The organism is Shimazuella sp. NTD248 (assembly GCF_059510395.1).
The window spans coordinates 1-14334 of the sequence record NZ_JCAJZT010000001.1; the positions used below are offsets into that span (position 1 = coordinate 1).

19 protein-coding genes and 1 tRNA gene are annotated in these 14334 nt (G+C 36.3%); 3 read left to right on the top strand and 17 right to left on the bottom strand.

Annotated features, from left to right (window positions below; all coding sequences use genetic code 11):
- Positions 1–124: 124 nt before the first annotated feature.
- The 6 genes from AC5WOE_RS00005 to AC5WOE_RS00030 all read right to left on the bottom strand — a co-directional run bounded on the left by AC5WOE_RS00005 (position 125) and on the right by AC5WOE_RS00030 (position 3732).
- The gene (locus tag AC5WOE_RS00005; RefSeq protein WP_496047957.1) at positions 125–469 is read right to left on the bottom strand and encodes a PilW family protein; all 345 of its coding nucleotides are present in this window, start codon (positions 467–469) and stop codon (positions 125–127) included.
- On the bottom strand, positions 462–902 hold the full coding sequence (locus AC5WOE_RS00010; protein WP_496051598.1) for a prepilin-type N-terminal cleavage/methylation domain-containing protein: 441 nt from the start codon (positions 900–902) through the stop codon (positions 462–464). Before AC5WOE_RS00010 ends, AC5WOE_RS00005 begins: the two co-directional genes overlap by 8 nt.
- Positions 893–1204 carry a competence type IV pilus major pilin ComGC gene (locus tag AC5WOE_RS00015; protein WP_496047959.1) on the bottom strand — a complete coding sequence of 104 codons (312 nt, stop codon included), beginning with the start codon at positions 1202–1204 and terminating at the stop codon, positions 893–895. The genes AC5WOE_RS00010 and AC5WOE_RS00015 overlap by 10 nt, the downstream gene beginning before the upstream one ends.
- Positions 1205–1213: 9 nt before the next feature.
- On the bottom strand, positions 1214–2221 hold the full coding sequence (locus AC5WOE_RS00020) for a type II secretion system F family protein (RefSeq protein WP_496051599.1): 1008 nt from the start codon (positions 2219–2221) through the stop codon (positions 1214–1216).
- Positions 2214–3302, bottom strand: coding sequence for a GspE/PulE family protein (locus AC5WOE_RS00025; RefSeq protein ID WP_496051600.1), 1089 nt, complete (start codon positions 3300–3302; stop codon positions 2214–2216). The genes AC5WOE_RS00020 and AC5WOE_RS00025 overlap by 8 nt, the downstream gene beginning before the upstream one ends.
- 121 nt (positions 3303–3423) lie before the next feature.
- On the bottom strand, positions 3424–3732 hold the full coding sequence (locus tag AC5WOE_RS00030; protein WP_496047962.1) for a hypothetical protein: 309 nt from the start codon (positions 3730–3732) through the stop codon (positions 3424–3426).
- Between the two features lie 296 nt (positions 3733–4028).
- On the opposite strand from AC5WOE_RS00030, the gene AC5WOE_RS00035 reads away from it, so the two are divergent.
- On the top strand, positions 4029–5342 hold the full coding sequence (locus AC5WOE_RS00035; RefSeq protein WP_496047963.1) for a helix-turn-helix domain-containing protein: 1314 nt from the start codon (positions 4029–4031) through the stop codon (positions 5340–5342).
- A gap of 199 nt (positions 5343–5541) precedes the next feature.
- Positions 5542–5616, top strand: a tRNA-Gln gene (locus AC5WOE_RS00040).
- Positions 5617–5661: 45 nt separating this feature from the next.
- Here the strand turns inward: AC5WOE_RS00040 and AC5WOE_RS00045 are convergent.
- The 11 genes from AC5WOE_RS00045 to AC5WOE_RS00095 all read right to left on the bottom strand — a co-directional run bounded on the left by AC5WOE_RS00045 (position 5662) and on the right by AC5WOE_RS00095 (position 13018).
- The gene (locus tag AC5WOE_RS00045; RefSeq protein ID WP_496047964.1) at positions 5662–6324 is read right to left on the bottom strand and encodes a TerC family protein; all 663 of its coding nucleotides are present in this window, start codon (positions 6322–6324) and stop codon (positions 5662–5664) included.
- 181 nt (positions 6325–6505) lie between these two features.
- Positions 6506–7678 (bottom strand): tRNA uracil 4-sulfurtransferase ThiI, encoded by a 1173-nt coding sequence (gene thiI / locus AC5WOE_RS00050; protein WP_496051601.1) that lies wholly within the window; start codon positions 7676–7678, stop codon positions 6506–6508.
- 7 nt (positions 7679–7685) lie between these two features.
- On the bottom strand, positions 7686–8825 hold the full coding sequence (locus tag AC5WOE_RS00055) for a cysteine desulfurase family protein (protein WP_496051602.1): 1140 nt from the start codon (positions 8823–8825) through the stop codon (positions 7686–7688).
- A gap of 167 nt (positions 8826–8992) precedes the next feature.
- The gene (msrA, locus tag AC5WOE_RS00060; RefSeq protein WP_496047967.1) at positions 8993–9463 is read right to left on the bottom strand and encodes a peptide-methionine (S)-S-oxide reductase MsrA; all 471 of its coding nucleotides are present in this window, start codon (positions 9461–9463) and stop codon (positions 8993–8995) included.
- A 14-nt stretch (positions 9464–9477) separates the two neighbouring features.
- On the bottom strand, positions 9478–9975 hold the full coding sequence (locus tag AC5WOE_RS00065) for a DUF6042 family protein (protein WP_496047968.1): 498 nt from the start codon (positions 9973–9975) through the stop codon (positions 9478–9480).
- 49 nt (positions 9976–10024) lie between these two features.
- Entirely contained in the window at positions 10025–10261 is a 237-nt protein-coding gene (locus tag AC5WOE_RS00070) for a PGPGW domain-containing protein (protein WP_496047969.1), read from the bottom strand.
- Positions 10258–10887: an O-methyltransferase gene (locus tag AC5WOE_RS00075; protein ID WP_496051603.1), complete on the bottom strand. Its 630-nt coding sequence runs from the start codon at positions 10885–10887 to the stop codon at positions 10258–10260. Before AC5WOE_RS00075 ends, AC5WOE_RS00070 begins: the two co-directional genes overlap by 4 nt.
- 117 nt (positions 10888–11004) lie before the next feature.
- The gene (locus tag AC5WOE_RS00080; protein WP_496047971.1) at positions 11005–11322 is read right to left on the bottom strand and encodes a DUF4190 domain-containing protein; all 318 of its coding nucleotides are present in this window, start codon (positions 11320–11322) and stop codon (positions 11005–11007) included.
- 87 nt (positions 11323–11409) lie between these two features.
- Positions 11410–11682, bottom strand: a complete 273-nt coding sequence (locus tag AC5WOE_RS00085; RefSeq protein ID WP_496047972.1) for a DivIVA domain-containing protein — start codon at positions 11680–11682, stop codon at positions 11410–11412.
- 202 nt (positions 11683–11884) lie between these two features.
- Positions 11885–12322: a YhcN/YlaJ family sporulation lipoprotein gene (locus AC5WOE_RS00090; protein WP_496051604.1), complete on the bottom strand. Its 438-nt coding sequence runs from the start codon at positions 12320–12322 to the stop codon at positions 11885–11887.
- Between the two features lie 6 nt (positions 12323–12328).
- On the bottom strand, positions 12329–13018 hold the full coding sequence (locus AC5WOE_RS00095) for a zinc metallopeptidase (protein WP_496051605.1): 690 nt from the start codon (positions 13016–13018) through the stop codon (positions 12329–12331).
- Between the two features lie 178 nt (positions 13019–13196).
- On the opposite strand from AC5WOE_RS00095, the gene ftsW reads away from it, so the two are divergent.
- Positions 13197–14312, top strand: coding sequence for a putative lipid II flippase FtsW (gene ftsW / locus AC5WOE_RS00100; RefSeq protein ID WP_496051606.1), 1116 nt, complete (start codon positions 13197–13199; stop codon positions 14310–14312).
- The last annotated feature ends 22 nt before the right edge of the window (positions 14313–14334 follow it).

Sequence of the window (14334 nt, forward strand, 5' to 3'; positions counted from 1 at the left end):
AATAATGCATAAGTTGCAAGCTGAGAATGAATACTGTTGAAGACTTGGTAGAATAATCCAAAGAATAGTGGAAATATAGTAGTAGCGATCGCAAAAGACAAAATCATTTCAATATAAGTAAATCCTAATTCTGAAATCGAAGAGTCTCGAGTTTTACCATACGGCTTATTCCCTGTTGATTTTTCCATTTGACAAGTATCTTTAGATTCCATAATCGTTGTGAGTAAGTCACCTCTTCCTGTATGGTATATGCTCTCATTTTCCATGTTTTTTTACGAATCTGTAACCTGCTAAGCCTTTCTTCCAATAATTCTTGAGCTACTATTCTGGCTTGGTTTTCTAGCATGCGATCATGGAAAAACATCTTCCCAGTTAAGTATAATGGCACAACAAAACCAATTAGCGTAGTCCCTACCATCAATGCAACAAGTGTCTCTACAAGAGTAAATCCTTTTTCCCTTTTATACATGAAAGATTACTTTTGTTGTGCCACTGGCTACTTGGATCACAACATCCATCCAGTTTTTTTCATTTTTCTTTAAGTGGATCGTTCCTCCTCGGACTTGCCCAGTCCTTCGAAATAAGACTCGATTCTCCTTGAAATTACTGGATATTTTCAGATCATCGGGTAATATCGTTTTATGTTGTGTTTTCCCATCTATCCATGTAGTTATTGTCCTATTGGAAAACAAAACAGATACTTCTGTTTCTCTCGCCATAGCAGTTAGTTGTGCATCTTCTAATTGTGAAATAATTTGATATCGAAGTTGAAGATACGTAGCTTTAGCTACCAAAGCAGAGAAATTTGGTACTGCTAATGAGATGAACATCCCCATAATACTTAACGTACACAGCAACTCAACCAAAGTATAGCCGGCCTCTTTCCTATTTTTTACTTGCATACGACTTGAATTTCTCCCGATTTTGATACTAGTTTGTACTTCCCAGCATCTCCTGGACAGTCTGGGATGGTACGAAGATATTTTTGAGAAACTAAATCTTGGATAGTTTTAGGATAGATACCATGATCCAAGTAGTAATTATCTACCTGCATACCAATCATTCGTCGATTTGCTCTATCTGCCTGTACATTTGCCTTTTTGCTGGCTTCTATAAAATTGGGCAGCGCGATTGCAATGATAATGCCAATAATAAATAAAACAACCAACATCTCGACTAATGTAAAACCCTTTTCCTTTTTCATTTTTTCCTCCTATTGAACTGCCTGGATGAGACCGAACATTGGCAAAAATAATGAGATGACTACAACTGCCATAATTAATCCAATAGAAAGTGTTAAAATTGGTTCTAAATAAGCCATCCATCTTTCTAATCTTTCTGTTAACCACTCTTCGGTAGTAGTAGCTAGTTGTACTAACATCTCCCCTAATTTTCCAGTCTTTTCTCCCAAAATAAGTGTCTGAGAAAAGACAGGAAGCAGAGTAGATGATTTTTCTTGGACAATATTGCTTAAAGTAGCACCATGGATAAGTTTTCGTTTCGTACTTTCTAAATACTTACATAAATCAGGCCAAGGCGTTACCTGCTCGAGTAATGAAATAGCAGATAGCATAGGTACCCCTGCTGTCATAAATGAACCTAACTGCAAAGATAAATATTGCGTATACCTATACCGATAATAAATAGTGATTATGGGAATCCGCTTCATAACATGTTGAAATCTCGGATTTCTTCTTCCCCAAATACAAAAAAGCAAAAGAATAAACCCAGATATAAAAATATATGGAAATATTCGCGATAGGGTAAAAATCAACTTAGTAGTATACGGTAACTCCAATGAAAATGATTGAAATAACTCAGAAAAAACAGGCAAGATCACCGTGGATAAAAAAATTAACCCTATACTTAAAGAACAAAGAATAAAGAACGGATAGAAAGTAACTTGTTTTAACTTACGAAACCATTTGGATCTCGATAAATAATATCGATGACACTGATTTAGAGCAAAAAGAACATCACCATGATGTTCAGCTGCCTTCACGAAAGCGCAAAAAATTGCTGGAAACCCGATTGCTTGTAAAGAAGCAGAGAAACTCTCTCCTTTTTGAATCATTTGAATAAGTAAGTTACCATCTCTCTTTGGAATAATTTGCTCTGAAGTAATCATTTGAACACTTTCTACGAGGGAAATACCATTTTCCAACATTGTTTTTAAATGGTAACTAAACATCGCAATTTTCTCGTCTCTCCATTTATCCACTTTTCATCACATCCAATGCCAAATAGTTAAGTTCCTCTTCTGTTGTTAATCCATAATCATATTTTTTACGCAGTGCATGTTCCAACATGTGCACACCTTTCCTTTGAAAATGTTGTCTAATCTGGCCAACTGAAGGTTCTTTCATTATTAAACTCTGCACGGATTCATCTAAATACAGCACTTCAAAAATTCCTGATCGATTATAGTAACCACTCATTTTACAGCGAGGACACCCCTTCCCCCTACACTTCGTACAAGATAATCGAATCAACCGTTGAGCAATTACTCCACTGAGTGCAGAGGCCACAAGGTAAGCTGGTATTCCCATATCAATCAATCGAGTGATGACACTTGATCCATCCGTTGTATGTAAAGATGTAAGGACAAGATGCCCTGTCAGTGCTGCTTCAATTGCAATTTCCGCAGACTCTTGATCACGTATTTCCCCAATCATCATGACATCCGGGTCTTGCCGCAATATTGCCCGTAATCCTTTAGCGAAAGTAAAACCAATCTTGTGATGTACCTGAACTTGATTAATACCAGATAGTTGTATCTCAATTGGATCTTCAAGAGTGATAATATTTCGCTGATGATGATCGAGTAAACGAAGTAATGTATAAAGTGTTGTTGTTTTCCCAGCACCTGTCGGACCAGTAACAACTATCAATCCTGTTCTTTTTAATAAATCCGATACTCGAGTGACTTCTTCAAGTTCCATGCCGAGATGTGTTAAGTTACTAACTGCTAATTGACTGGGCAATAAACGCAATACTAACTTTTCACCGTATAGAACAGGGATCGTAGCTAAACGAACTTCTATCTTTTTTTCTCCCATTTCAACCGTCATTGCTCCATCCTGTGGGAGCCTCCTTTCTCCAATATCTAGTTGCCCCATTACTTTCAGACGAGAAATGACTGCGTTTGCCTCTTCAAGCGGTAAACGGTTTGTCTCTACTAAGTAACCGTCAATACGTTGACGGATAATCAGATTCTCACAACCTGGCTCTATATGAATATCACTAGCTCGATTAGATGTTGCCTCAAAAAATAAATTGTTAACAAACGCAATGACATCCAAAATATCACCTCCAAACAGAACGTATATACCTATTTCGACTTATACATCCCCTAAACCTCTTAATTTGTCAAAAAAAGTATTTTTTAGTCAAAAATAAAAAGGCCTGAATTTCGGCCCCTGATTACGCAAATATGTCGTAGTTTTTACCATAGATACAAGTCGTTTCATCATCTACTTGGATTACCTGTCCATCGAGCAAATCAATATTAATTTCTTTACCATCAGTAGTAGTAAGGGAAACAGTCAATGATCTACGAATTTTAGGTTTAAGTAATGAAGATAAAAACTCGAATTGTGTTGTCATTTCTTCTTCCACGGATACTGTACCTAATTCTGAATCCAACATAATTTTGTAATAGGGTTGTGCCGAAAAATGCTTCATAAAAGCTTGTAGTTGATCCTTTTTTCCTGATACTCTCAACGTCAACATAGTAAGTGACACTCCTTATTTTTTAAATCATCGGAATAGTAAACTTTATCCGTAACTTTCTTTCCCATAATTAAGTATAAAGCCCAATAACTCGGTACTCAATCATTATTAAAATCTATTTTCATCTGTATATTCGCTAATAATTTACAATTTTTCGCTCAAAAACACACAAAAAGAGACAATTTAATATTTTCCATAATAATGACAGAAAAATCCAAGTTTCGGAGAAGGAAAACAGGATTTGACATCGAATCTTTGAACAAACAAAATAACATCTATAGGCAGGGATCAACCAGATGGATCGATATAATTCGCTAGACTTCGGCAAAATTGTCCGTAAACTGAGAACATCTCGCGGTCTCCCTATGAAATTTTTTGAAGATAAAGAGATTTCCCAAGGTACGATTAGTAAAATCGAAAGAGGTGATCCAACAGTCAGCAAACACAAGCGGTTTTACTACTTAGAAAAATTAGGTTACAGTACAGAAAAACTGCAAGAGTTGCTGGAAGAAGAAAATAATATCGCCCAAGTTGAACATCTTCAATTAAAGTCAATAGAAACCATTATTGATTTGGTTGGTGCAAAAGAAGGCTTAAAACAGCTGAAAGCATCAGGATTACATGAAAAAATTCACGTCAAACCAATGGTCAACTTCTTAAGAGGTAAGATTTATTATCAAAAAAAATCTTATGATAAAGCCAAAAATGTTCTACTTGAAGCAATCAAGTTAATTGATCGAAATCTAGGAGTTTGGGAATCTACCAATTTAAAATCATCCTGTTTTGGAGAACTTGCACGTATCTTTTTCCAAGAAAAAAATTATGATGAGACCATTGCCTATAATCAGCGAGGAATTGATTCTTTTGTAGAGCAGGGCACAAGAAAATACACCAAAGCTATTTTGCTTTCCAATCACTCTCTCTACTTGTTAAGACAAGATAAATTGGAAGAGAGTTTGGAAATGGTCAAAAATTGCAAACATAACCTTGGATCGCAGGAAACGGGGCTAAGTTTTATTTACCCTTATAACGTGGAAGTAAATGCTTTAATTGAAAACAAATGCTACACTCAAGCAATTCAAAGTGCTGAGATAGGTATTGAGATTGCTCGTATCAGTCAGAGTTACGATCGATCATTCCAGCTTTGGAGTAGCTTAGGCGATATATTTTTTGAACAGGAAGAATTTTCTGTTGCACTTATCTGCTACCAAACTGCTCTACGGTTAAAACCAAGAGTAAGTTACGAAAACTGGTTTACTTATATTCGCTTACAACTAGGACTTATTTATCTCCAAATGAAAGAACATTCAAAGGCTGAGTCTCATTTGATAGAAGCCGTTAAAACCTCCGATGGGAGTCGGATGGATCAAATATATGATGCATACAATGCATTAGGTGATCTATATCTTTCATTAGATTTTACGGAGAAAGCTGTTCTATCTCTACAAAAAGCACTGCACATTGCTCAAGATCACAAACTGTATAAACAAGAAAGAGATTCACTCACCAAACTGTGCCAATGTCAGACTTACTTGGATGGTGAGCAATATCAAAACTATGTTAACAGCTTGGTATCTGTGAGTATCCAACTCCAAAGAGGAGGTGATTAATATGCGAAAAACAACAAGCGAGCCAATCCACACTTAAATGGAACTATTTTTTGTAAGTTAAAATTGCTATTATTTGAGCTAGCCGTAAGGGGCTAGCTTTATTTTATGCCTGATTAAAAAAATAGTAAACTTAAATAAAAAACTTTTTTTATAACAAAATGCATAAAAAAACGCATCTATCTCATACTAGTTTTAGTGATGGGGAGTGGCCAAGTGGTAAGGCAACGGACTTTGATTCCGTGATGCGTAGGTTCGAATCCTGCTTCCCCAGCCATTCGCATAAATTATAAAAGGCGTTTTCCTCAAAAGGAGCGCCTATTTATTTTTTCACATGAGGAACCAGTTTTGGAACTGAAGACAGTAAGATGAGAATAGCAGTTGCGTATGGCAAGATTTCCAGAAATTCAATATCCCTCACATATTGAAATACCCAAGGGTCATGAATAATTAGGTCTCCTGCAATATAGCCGAGTACTGCCCCCCCGATATATAAAATAAAAGGGAATCTCGCGATAAATCGAGCAACAAATCCACTTCCCCACATCAGGAGCGGGATACTGAGTGCTAAGCCAAATAGCACTAACCACACATTTCCATGGGCAGCACCAGCTACTGCCATCACATTATCCAGACTCATCACAACATCCGCTACAATAATGGTCTTAATCGCACTGCGAAAAGTACCCCCAGCTTCTACATGCGTCATATCATGATTATCACCAACCACTAATTTACCTGCGATAAAAAATAACAACAATCCTCCAGCTGTCATTAAAAAAGGAATGTGCAACAAATAAGCTGCTATGGTTGTAAGAGACGCACGCAATATAACAGCAATACCAGAACCAATTAATATCGCACGTTTGCGTTGTTCTTTTGGTAATCTCCTTGCTGCCATACCTATTACAACAGCATTATCTCCACTTAACAGGAGATCGGAGAGGACAATGGTAAACATACTAATCCAAAATGTAGATTCCATCTATTTCTTCCTTTCCCCAGTTTGTCCTCTTGGACAATTTATGTAAAATACTCAAGTGGTATAACCAATAATGAAAACTTCCAACTTAAGCAAATCATTTAAACTTCGTTCAACAAAAAAAGAAAACTGCACACAATACAGCTTTCCCTTCTCCTCGCTACTTCATAGCTGGAAATTCCCCTTAAGTTTTTAATCGAAAATCAATGCATTCTATACCTTCCACTGCTTCGTTTACCAGTGATTCCACATCTAGTTTCTTTTCTTCACGATTACATACTTTGATTGTCGGCTTTGTTTTTGGCTGCTCTGGTACAAATACTGTACAACAATCTTCATAGGGTAGAATAGAAGTTTCATATGTACCAATGTTATTGGCAATTTTCATGATTTCCGTTTTATCCATGCTGATCAAAGGTCGCAAAACCGGCATACTTGTCACATCATTTATTGCTTGAAGACTTTCTAATGTCTGGCTTGCAACTTGTCCAAGAGATTCACCAGTTATAAGTGCTTTTAAATCAAATTTTTCCGCAACTTGCTCAGCAATCCGTATCATCATACGTCGCATAATAGTGATGCTGTAATTATCGTAACAATGTTTTCGAATTTCTGTCTGAACATTGGTAAAAGGAACTACATACAGTCGTATTCTCCCTCCAAAACGTGTCAAGATTTTGGATAAATCAAATACTTTTTGTTTTGCTCGTTCACTAGTAAATGGATAACTATGGAAATGGATAGCATGTAGTTCCACCCCACGCTTCAAAGCTAAATAACCTGCTACAGGACTATCAATACCACCAGATAGTAATAATAATACTTTTCCACTAGTACCTACTGGTAATCCCCCAGCTCCTACAGTTTCTTTTCCATAAATATAAGTTCCTTTGATGCGAACTTCTATTTTTATTTCTAATTCTGGGTTATGAACATCTACTTTTGCCTGTGGCAGTTTATCCAAAATATATTGTCCAACACGTGGATTGATCTCACTAGAACGTATTGGAAACCGTTTGTTTGCTCGTCTGCTCTCTATCTTAAACGTTGAAATTCCTGGATAAGAAGCAAAGACATTAGCAGCAGTCTTCTCTATTTCTTCGATTTGAGAATGTATGCGAATAGCTGGACTAAAACTGACAATTCCAAAAATATCTTTTAGTGTCTCGATAATGGGAGGTGCAGAATGATTACCAAGTTCCACAAAAATACGGCCATGTTCCCGTGTTACATGAACGCCTTCAAAATTTGTTAATTTTTCTCTAATGTTCTGAACAAGACGATCTTCAAATAACTTTTGATTTCTGCCTTTAAGCGAAATTTCACCATATCGTATTAAAATAACATTCCAATTCATGAATCATCTACACCTTTATCCATTGTTGTAAAGTAGGTATGACATTTGCGACTGCTTCCTTGCAAACTTCTATATCTCGGGGCGTTGTTAGCATTCCCATACTGATCCGTATTCCGCTTATTGCTTCCGGCTTTTTTTTACCCATGGCAAGAAGTACACGACTAGGAGTTTCTTTTTTGGAAGAACAAGCAGATTTACTCGAAACATATAGCCCTTTTTCTTCGAGTGCCCTAACCAGTACTTCTGATTTTATTCCTGGACTGGAAAAATTCAAAATATACGGGACTCCTTTAGTTCCATTTAAAACAATCCCATTTAAATTGGATAAAACAGAAAGCAAATCATTTTTCCAATTTTTCGCTTGTTGATAAAAAACATCCCTATTGTGTAAAGCAATTTCTAAAGCTTTCCCCATTCCTACAATCAATGGAACAGCAAGCGTACCCGACCGGAATCCTTGTTCTTGTCCGCCGCCAATCAGTAACGGCTGGATCAATTTATTTTTTTTCAAATATAAAGCTCCAATACCTTTAGGTCCATGGAATTTATGTGCAGATAAAGAGAGCAAGTCAATCTTCATCTTATTAACATCAATAGGTAACTTAGCGAAAGATTGAACAGCATCCACATGAAAAAATAATTTTGGATAGGAAGCTAGTAATTGTCCAATTTCCTCTAAAGATTGAATAGAGCCTATTTCATTATTCACATGCATAATCGATACCAATATGGTTTTATCGCTGAGGGAAGCTTTTAGTTCTTCCAACGATATTTCACCTGATTCGTTTACAGAAAGATACGTTACGGAGTATCCTTGCTTTTCTAAGTCACGAAAAACTTCATAAACAGAATCATGCTCTATTTTGGTTGTGATAATATGCCTTCCTCTATTTTGATAGGCTTTTGCAACTCCCTGAATTGCAAGATTGTTTGCTTCTGTTCCTCCAGAAGTAAACACGATTTCTGAAGGAATAGCATTTAGCTCATTCGCGATCAAATGACGAGCGTATTCAACTATTTTTTCTGCTTCAAACCCAAGTCCATGTAGAGATGCAGGATTGGCATAAGTATGTTCCATCACTTGGCTCATCATTTCGATAACTTCTTTAAATGGCTTAGTAGTAGCACTGTTATCAAGATAATGCATGAAAACGAATCCTTCCCAAAAAATATGATAAATCTTATCTTATCAGATAAGGATAAAAAAACAAAAAATGATTGTGTTATATGAAAGAAAACTTGCCTGCTGGCAAGTCCTAACGTTTCAAATAAAAGCCTAATCTCTGTAAGAAAAAAAGGCGATTTTCACTCGCCTTAGATATGACAAGAGTCTTTTCCTCGCTTTTGCAAATACTTTTGATGATACTCTTCAGCAGGATAATAAGACTTTGCAACTGTAATTTCTGTTACGATTGGTTTGGAGAACTTCCCAGATTGATCGAGTTCTTTCTTCACCTGTTCTGCCTGATGTTTTTGTTCTTCAGAATGATAAAAAATAGCTGAACGATATTGAGTACCTAAATCGGGACCTTGACGGTTTAATGTAGTAGGATTATGGTTTTCGAAAAATATTTTTAGCAATTCTTGATAAGAAACTTCACTTGGGTCAAAATCGATATCGACCACTTCAGCATGACCAGTCTTATCAGTACAAACATCCTCATAAGTAGGATTTTCCTTTGTTCCACCTGTATATCCTACTGAAGTACTATTAACACCAGGTATTTTACGAAAAAGCTCTTCTACTCCCCAAAAACATCCTGCACCAAAAGTTGCTTTAGCCATGAATTAAATCCTCCTTATGAGAGTCGGTAAAACTCTTTTTGTTTCATTGCTTGATCATTTTCTTCAGGTGTTAGTAACAAAGACTCTTCTGGACGTGGAAAAGGCTTTAAAATCAAATCTAAATAAGTTTTTTCTCGATGATTTACCTCAATTAAAATACCGATATCAATTAATAACTGAATCATTTCCTTTACTGTCGTTGGATAAGTCAAATCAGAACGAATTAATATAGATTCACACCATTGTTCACGAAGCAACAAGTGATGATATATTTGTTTTTTTTGTGCTTCAGCCAATGGAAAGGGTTGAATAGCTAGCTTTTCTGCCTCTTGTTCCATATATAAAAATATTTCTGATTTGGAGTATCCTTGATAAATAAAAGCAACAACACTCAGCACAACTGAATTCATTCCCTGTGGCAGATAGAGGTTCCAACCAAACTCAAAAAATACTGCTGGTACTTGAATATATTCTGCTGACCAGCCCGTACTGAGAATTGTCTGAATGCGCATCTTTTTCCCCTTTGCAGCGCTATTCTTCATCTTGTACTCTGTTACAATCTTAATTTCTTCGCCATTTAGAAACCAATTTATCCGCTTTCGACGCTAGCTTTGGAAAGCGAAGCCGGAGTTTGTGAAGCCACCTTCTTGCCCATGGTGTTGTTTTGGATAACATCACTAAACCGATTAGAAAAAAGAACCATCCTTGCATAATAGGTAGTATTGCACCAATCACACCTAGAATTAAAAAAAAATATCCACCAACAGTTATCATAACTTGTTTTGTAGATCGATTCATTGGACTATGGCCACCCCTAACCCATCTCCGACAGGTAACAACATCGATTCTAAGCGAGAATGACTTGCTAACATCTCTGTTACTTTTCGAACAGCAGTTGGAGCTGGATGTTGATCTTCTTCATCAAGAACTCGACCACCCAAAAACAAATTATCAAGAACAATTACAGTACCATGTAGAGATAACTGCATAACTTGTTCCAAATATGTTGGATAGTTCACTTTATCTGCATCAAGAAATATAAAATCGAACTTCTTTTCTTCTTTAATTAATTTTGCTAATTGTAAGGAAGCATCGCCTATTAAAGTCGTTACACAATCAAGAAGTCCCGCCTTATTTAGATGGTCCTTGGCCAATTTAGCATGTTCTTCTTTAAGTTCGATTGTAGTACAATGTCCGTCTTCATTCAAACCTCGTAATAAGCATATGGTACTGTACCCTGCCAATGTTCCTACTTCCAATATTTGTTTTGCACCAGTCATCCGCACCATCATTGTCAACCACTTACCAACTTCAGATGGTACAGAAATAAGGGGCAGTCCTAATGAAGTTAAACGTGAACCAATTGATGCTAAAACATCATCTTCGTTAACAAATAGATCACGGATATACTTGGTTTGATCCATTAGATGCTCCTTAGAGATTACAATTTTAAATCTTGATACTAGAACCTCCATACCGTTTCCCTATTATATACTAGATTATTTAGAGTGGAAAGAAAAGCCTCTCAAATAGAGAGGCTGCTAAAAAATAGCTAGTATTGGAAAAGCAAGTATCCGGATGAGGAGAACAAAAGCACCAATTCCTACTGCCCACCAGCCAGTAGCACTACCTCTTTGTCCACCAACTATTCCCAGTATAATTCCCAAAGTAGATAAGACAAATGGATACAGAAAGAATGCTAGTATTGACAGGATCAATGCTGTTACACCAATCCCTGTACCATGTACTTCTCTTTCTTCTCTGTGTGCATCAACAGGATTTACACCAGTTGGAGTTAATTCAGCAGCAGTTTCTGTGTCTTGGTGTTTCTTATTTCGCTTCTTTTTCTCTTTGGTCATAATAACCCTCCTGATCCTTATGGAAACTATCCTTAGTTTCTATAGATCAGGATAAAATCATACATATTTTATGTTGTTATCTATTACCTACCGCATGACTTTCTCAATTCGTTCTAATCTTGTCAAAATTTCATTTATTACAGCGTCATACTCGCTCATATTAGGTATGGCTTTCTGTCTAGCTGTATTATGTTTCTTCGATGTTGTTAGTTGTTCCTTTAGATACTCGTTTTCTTTGAGTATTTCTTCATAGTTTCGGATAACAAGGTCAAGAAATTCATTTACTTCATTTACATCATACCCACGCATCGATTGTTTAAAGTCTTTGTTAAAAATCTCCATCGGTGTTAAACGTTTCACTATCCAGACACTCCTATCAACATCAACGTTTCATTTTTTTATTATATACGAATTCTTTGGTTATCGTAAAGTAAACTTGTCAATTGAAAAGCTTTACAATGCTGAATCGACAAACATGACTGTTTTTTTCCTGTAATTAAGGTTATTCCTATTACTTTTTGAATCATAAAAAAAGATGGCTTAGGAGACCATCTTGTGTATTTTATTTTTTGCGTTGTTCTACCATTTTACGAAAGCTGGGATTATCTGAAACATAAACTTTTTCAACAGCTGCATCCATATCTTTCACAAGTGCAGGAATACCAACCCTCAAATGACCTAATGTAGACATCTTGGAATTCGGTGTTACAGCAACATAAGCTCTATTTTTAATGATAACAACTGAAACAGACTGCAATTGAGGATATACCTTTAAAACTTTTTTAGCTATTTCATTTTCAATCCTTACACCTGTGGAAGGTGTTTTGCGTGTAACAAAATTGGCATTTTTGGTATACAGCGAATTTGTGCGATCTATATTCGTTTGATATCTTGTAGGCAACATATTTTGCTCTTGTACAGGTGATTGAGAATGATATCTTGCACATCCCATCACACCTATAGCTAAGATTACTAGAAAACCATATAGAAATTGCCGCATTACCCATCACCTCTCGTTATTTTGAGATAAAACATACAAAAGAATAAATCGAGCTAGCTCAATAATGGCTACTAATGCACTTGCAACATAAGTAAAAGCCGCAGCATTTAATACTTTTTGAACTCCTGTTTCTTCTTCTCTTGCAATGATGCCTTCCGAGAAAATAATATGTTTGGCTCTTGAACTAGCATTGAACTCCACTGGTAATGTCACAAGATGAAACAATACTGTTACTAAATAAAACAAAATACCGACTAGAATTAGATTGGATAATTGCAGAAAAAAACCGATAAGTAATAAAATCGGTGCTGCACCAGAAGTGAAATTTAAAAAGGGTACCAACCGATGTCGAATAACGAGAGCTCGATAACCTTCCTGATGTTGCAAAGCATGTCCACATTCATGTGCTGCAACCGAGATCGCAGCAACCGATGATTTGTCATATACCGCTTCCGAAAGTCGTATTGTTTTGCTCGTTGGGTCATAGTGATCACTAAAACTACCTCGAATAGGCTCAACTTGGACATGTTGGAGTCCGTTTCGATCTAATATATGCCTGGCAACCTCTAAGCCCGTATAACCAGACCTAGCGGCTACTTGTGACCAGCGCTGAAAAGCACTTTTCACTTTAATTTGAGCATAAATAGTGATCAAAACCGCAACAAGCATGACAAAAATGTCCAATACAAAAAACATATCCTACCCCTACTTTCTCTTTCTATCTTGTGCAGGTGAAGGATTTTTATGCCCTATGGAAAATATGGGTTATATAGAGATTTTACTTAACGGATTAACCTCACTTTAAGCAAAAAACTAGAGCTTTGGTTTTACATTTGATAAGATATCCAAGAAGATGCAAATGAGGAGTTTTTCAATGCAACGAACAAAGCCAGACTTCTGGCTTATCCTATTGACGTTTATTCTAGTTGGATATGGTCTTGTGATGGTCTTTAGTACAAGCTATTATAAAGGAATTTTGGATTACCAAAATGCCTACTACTTTTTCAACAAACAATTGATTTTTGCTGGAATTGGATTAGTTCTTTTTTTTATCTTTTCCAATATTCCTTACCATTGGTATCGGAAGCATGTAGGAAAGCTATTATTGGTGTCTTTGTTTATGCTAATATTTGTTTTGCTATTTGCCAGCGAGACTAATGGCGCAAGAAGATGGATCAGCATTGGATCGTTTACATTCCAACCCTCTGAATTTGTAAAGATTGTAATGATCTTATATACGTCCTCCATTATGGTGAAAAAACAAGAGGTATTAGACAGTTTTAAGAAAACAATCCTTCCTCCACTTACCATCATCACTATTTTTTGTGGGTTTTTGGTAATACAACCTCACTATAGTGCAACAATCATTATTTTTAGCACGTGTATGATTATCATTTTTTGTGGCGGAGCTAAACTTAGGCAACTTTTCCTGCTTGCAAGTGCGGGGATACCCATTCTTGTTGCTGTTCTCTTCTTAGATCAATATCGTGTTAATCGAGTAATGGCTCTTTTTAATCCATTTAGTGATCCCCAGAATCATGGTTACCAAGTTATTTATTCATTGTACGCTATTGGACCAGGGGGCATAACAGGCGTAGGTCTTGGTAACAGTATTCAAAAAATGGCATATCTACCCGAAGCACATACAGATTTTATTTTTTCCATTATTGCGGAGGAACTTGGGTTTATTGGAGCTGGAACATTAATTGTTTTATTTGGTATATATGTCATCCGAGGAATACGGATCGCATCTCGTGCACAAGATCTTTTTGGTACCTTGCTCAGTATTGGTATTGTCAGTCTTTTTGCTATACAAGTGATTTTCAACCTCGGTGTAGTCACAGCATTGCTGCCTGTTACAGGTGTTCCACTACCTTTTATTAGCTATGGTGGTTCATCCTTAATGTTTCAACTAATTGCAACTGGAATCTTACTCAATATATCTCGGTACCAAAACATTCGAAAAAAAATAATCACGAAGGAAAAATAAAAAACCTGCTATTCTCAGTGGA

Coding starts and splice junctions, on each gene's coding strand:
- AC5WOE_RS00005 (WP_496047957.1), bottom strand. CDS start 469: ATGTATAAAAGGGAAAAAGGATTTACTCTTGTAGAGACACTTGTTGCA.
- AC5WOE_RS00010 (WP_496051598.1), bottom strand. CDS start 902: ATGCAAGTAAAAAATAGGAAAGAGGCCGGCTATACTTTGGTTGAGTTG.
- AC5WOE_RS00015 (WP_496047959.1), bottom strand. CDS start 1,204: ATGAAAAAGGAAAAGGGTTTTACATTAGTCGAGATGTTGGTTGTTTTA.
- AC5WOE_RS00030 (WP_496047962.1), bottom strand. CDS start 3,732: ATGTTGACGTTGAGAGTATCAGGAAAAAAGGATCAACTACAAGCTTTT.
- AC5WOE_RS00035 (WP_496047963.1), top strand. CDS start 4,029: ATGGATCGATATAATTCGCTAGACTTCGGCAAAATTGTCCGTAAACTG.
- AC5WOE_RS00045 (WP_496047964.1), bottom strand. CDS start 6,324: ATGGAATCTACATTTTGGATTAGTATGTTTACCATTGTCCTCTCCGAT.
- thiI (WP_496051601.1), bottom strand. CDS start 7,678: ATGAATTGGAATGTTATTTTAATACGATATGGTGAAATTTCGCTTAAA.
- AC5WOE_RS00055 (WP_496051602.1), bottom strand. CDS start 8,825: ATGCATTATCTTGATAACAGTGCTACTACTAAGCCATTTAAAGAAGTT.
- msrA (WP_496047967.1), bottom strand. CDS start 9,463: ATGGCTAAAGCAACTTTTGGTGCAGGATGTTTTTGGGGAGTAGAAGAG.
- AC5WOE_RS00065 (WP_496047968.1), bottom strand. CDS start 9,975: ATGCGCATTCAGACAATTCTCAGTACGGGCTGGTCAGCAGAATATATT.
- AC5WOE_RS00070 (WP_496047969.1), bottom strand. CDS start 10,261: ATGAATCGATCTACAAAACAAGTTATGATAACTGTTGGTGGATATTTT.
- AC5WOE_RS00075 (WP_496051603.1), bottom strand. CDS start 10,887: ATGGATCAAACCAAGTATATCCGTGATCTATTTGTTAACGAAGATGAT.
- AC5WOE_RS00080 (WP_496047971.1), bottom strand. CDS start 11,322: ATGACCAAAGAGAAAAAGAAGCGAAATAAGAAACACCAAGACACAGAA.
- AC5WOE_RS00090 (WP_496051604.1), bottom strand. CDS start 12,322: ATGCGGCAATTTCTATATGGTTTTCTAGTAATCTTAGCTATAGGTGTG.
- AC5WOE_RS00095 (WP_496051605.1), bottom strand. CDS start 13,018: ATGTTTTTTGTATTGGACATTTTTGTCATGCTTGTTGCGGTTTTGATC.
- ftsW (WP_496051606.1), top strand. CDS start 13,197: ATGCAACGAACAAAGCCAGACTTCTGGCTTATCCTATTGACGTTTATT.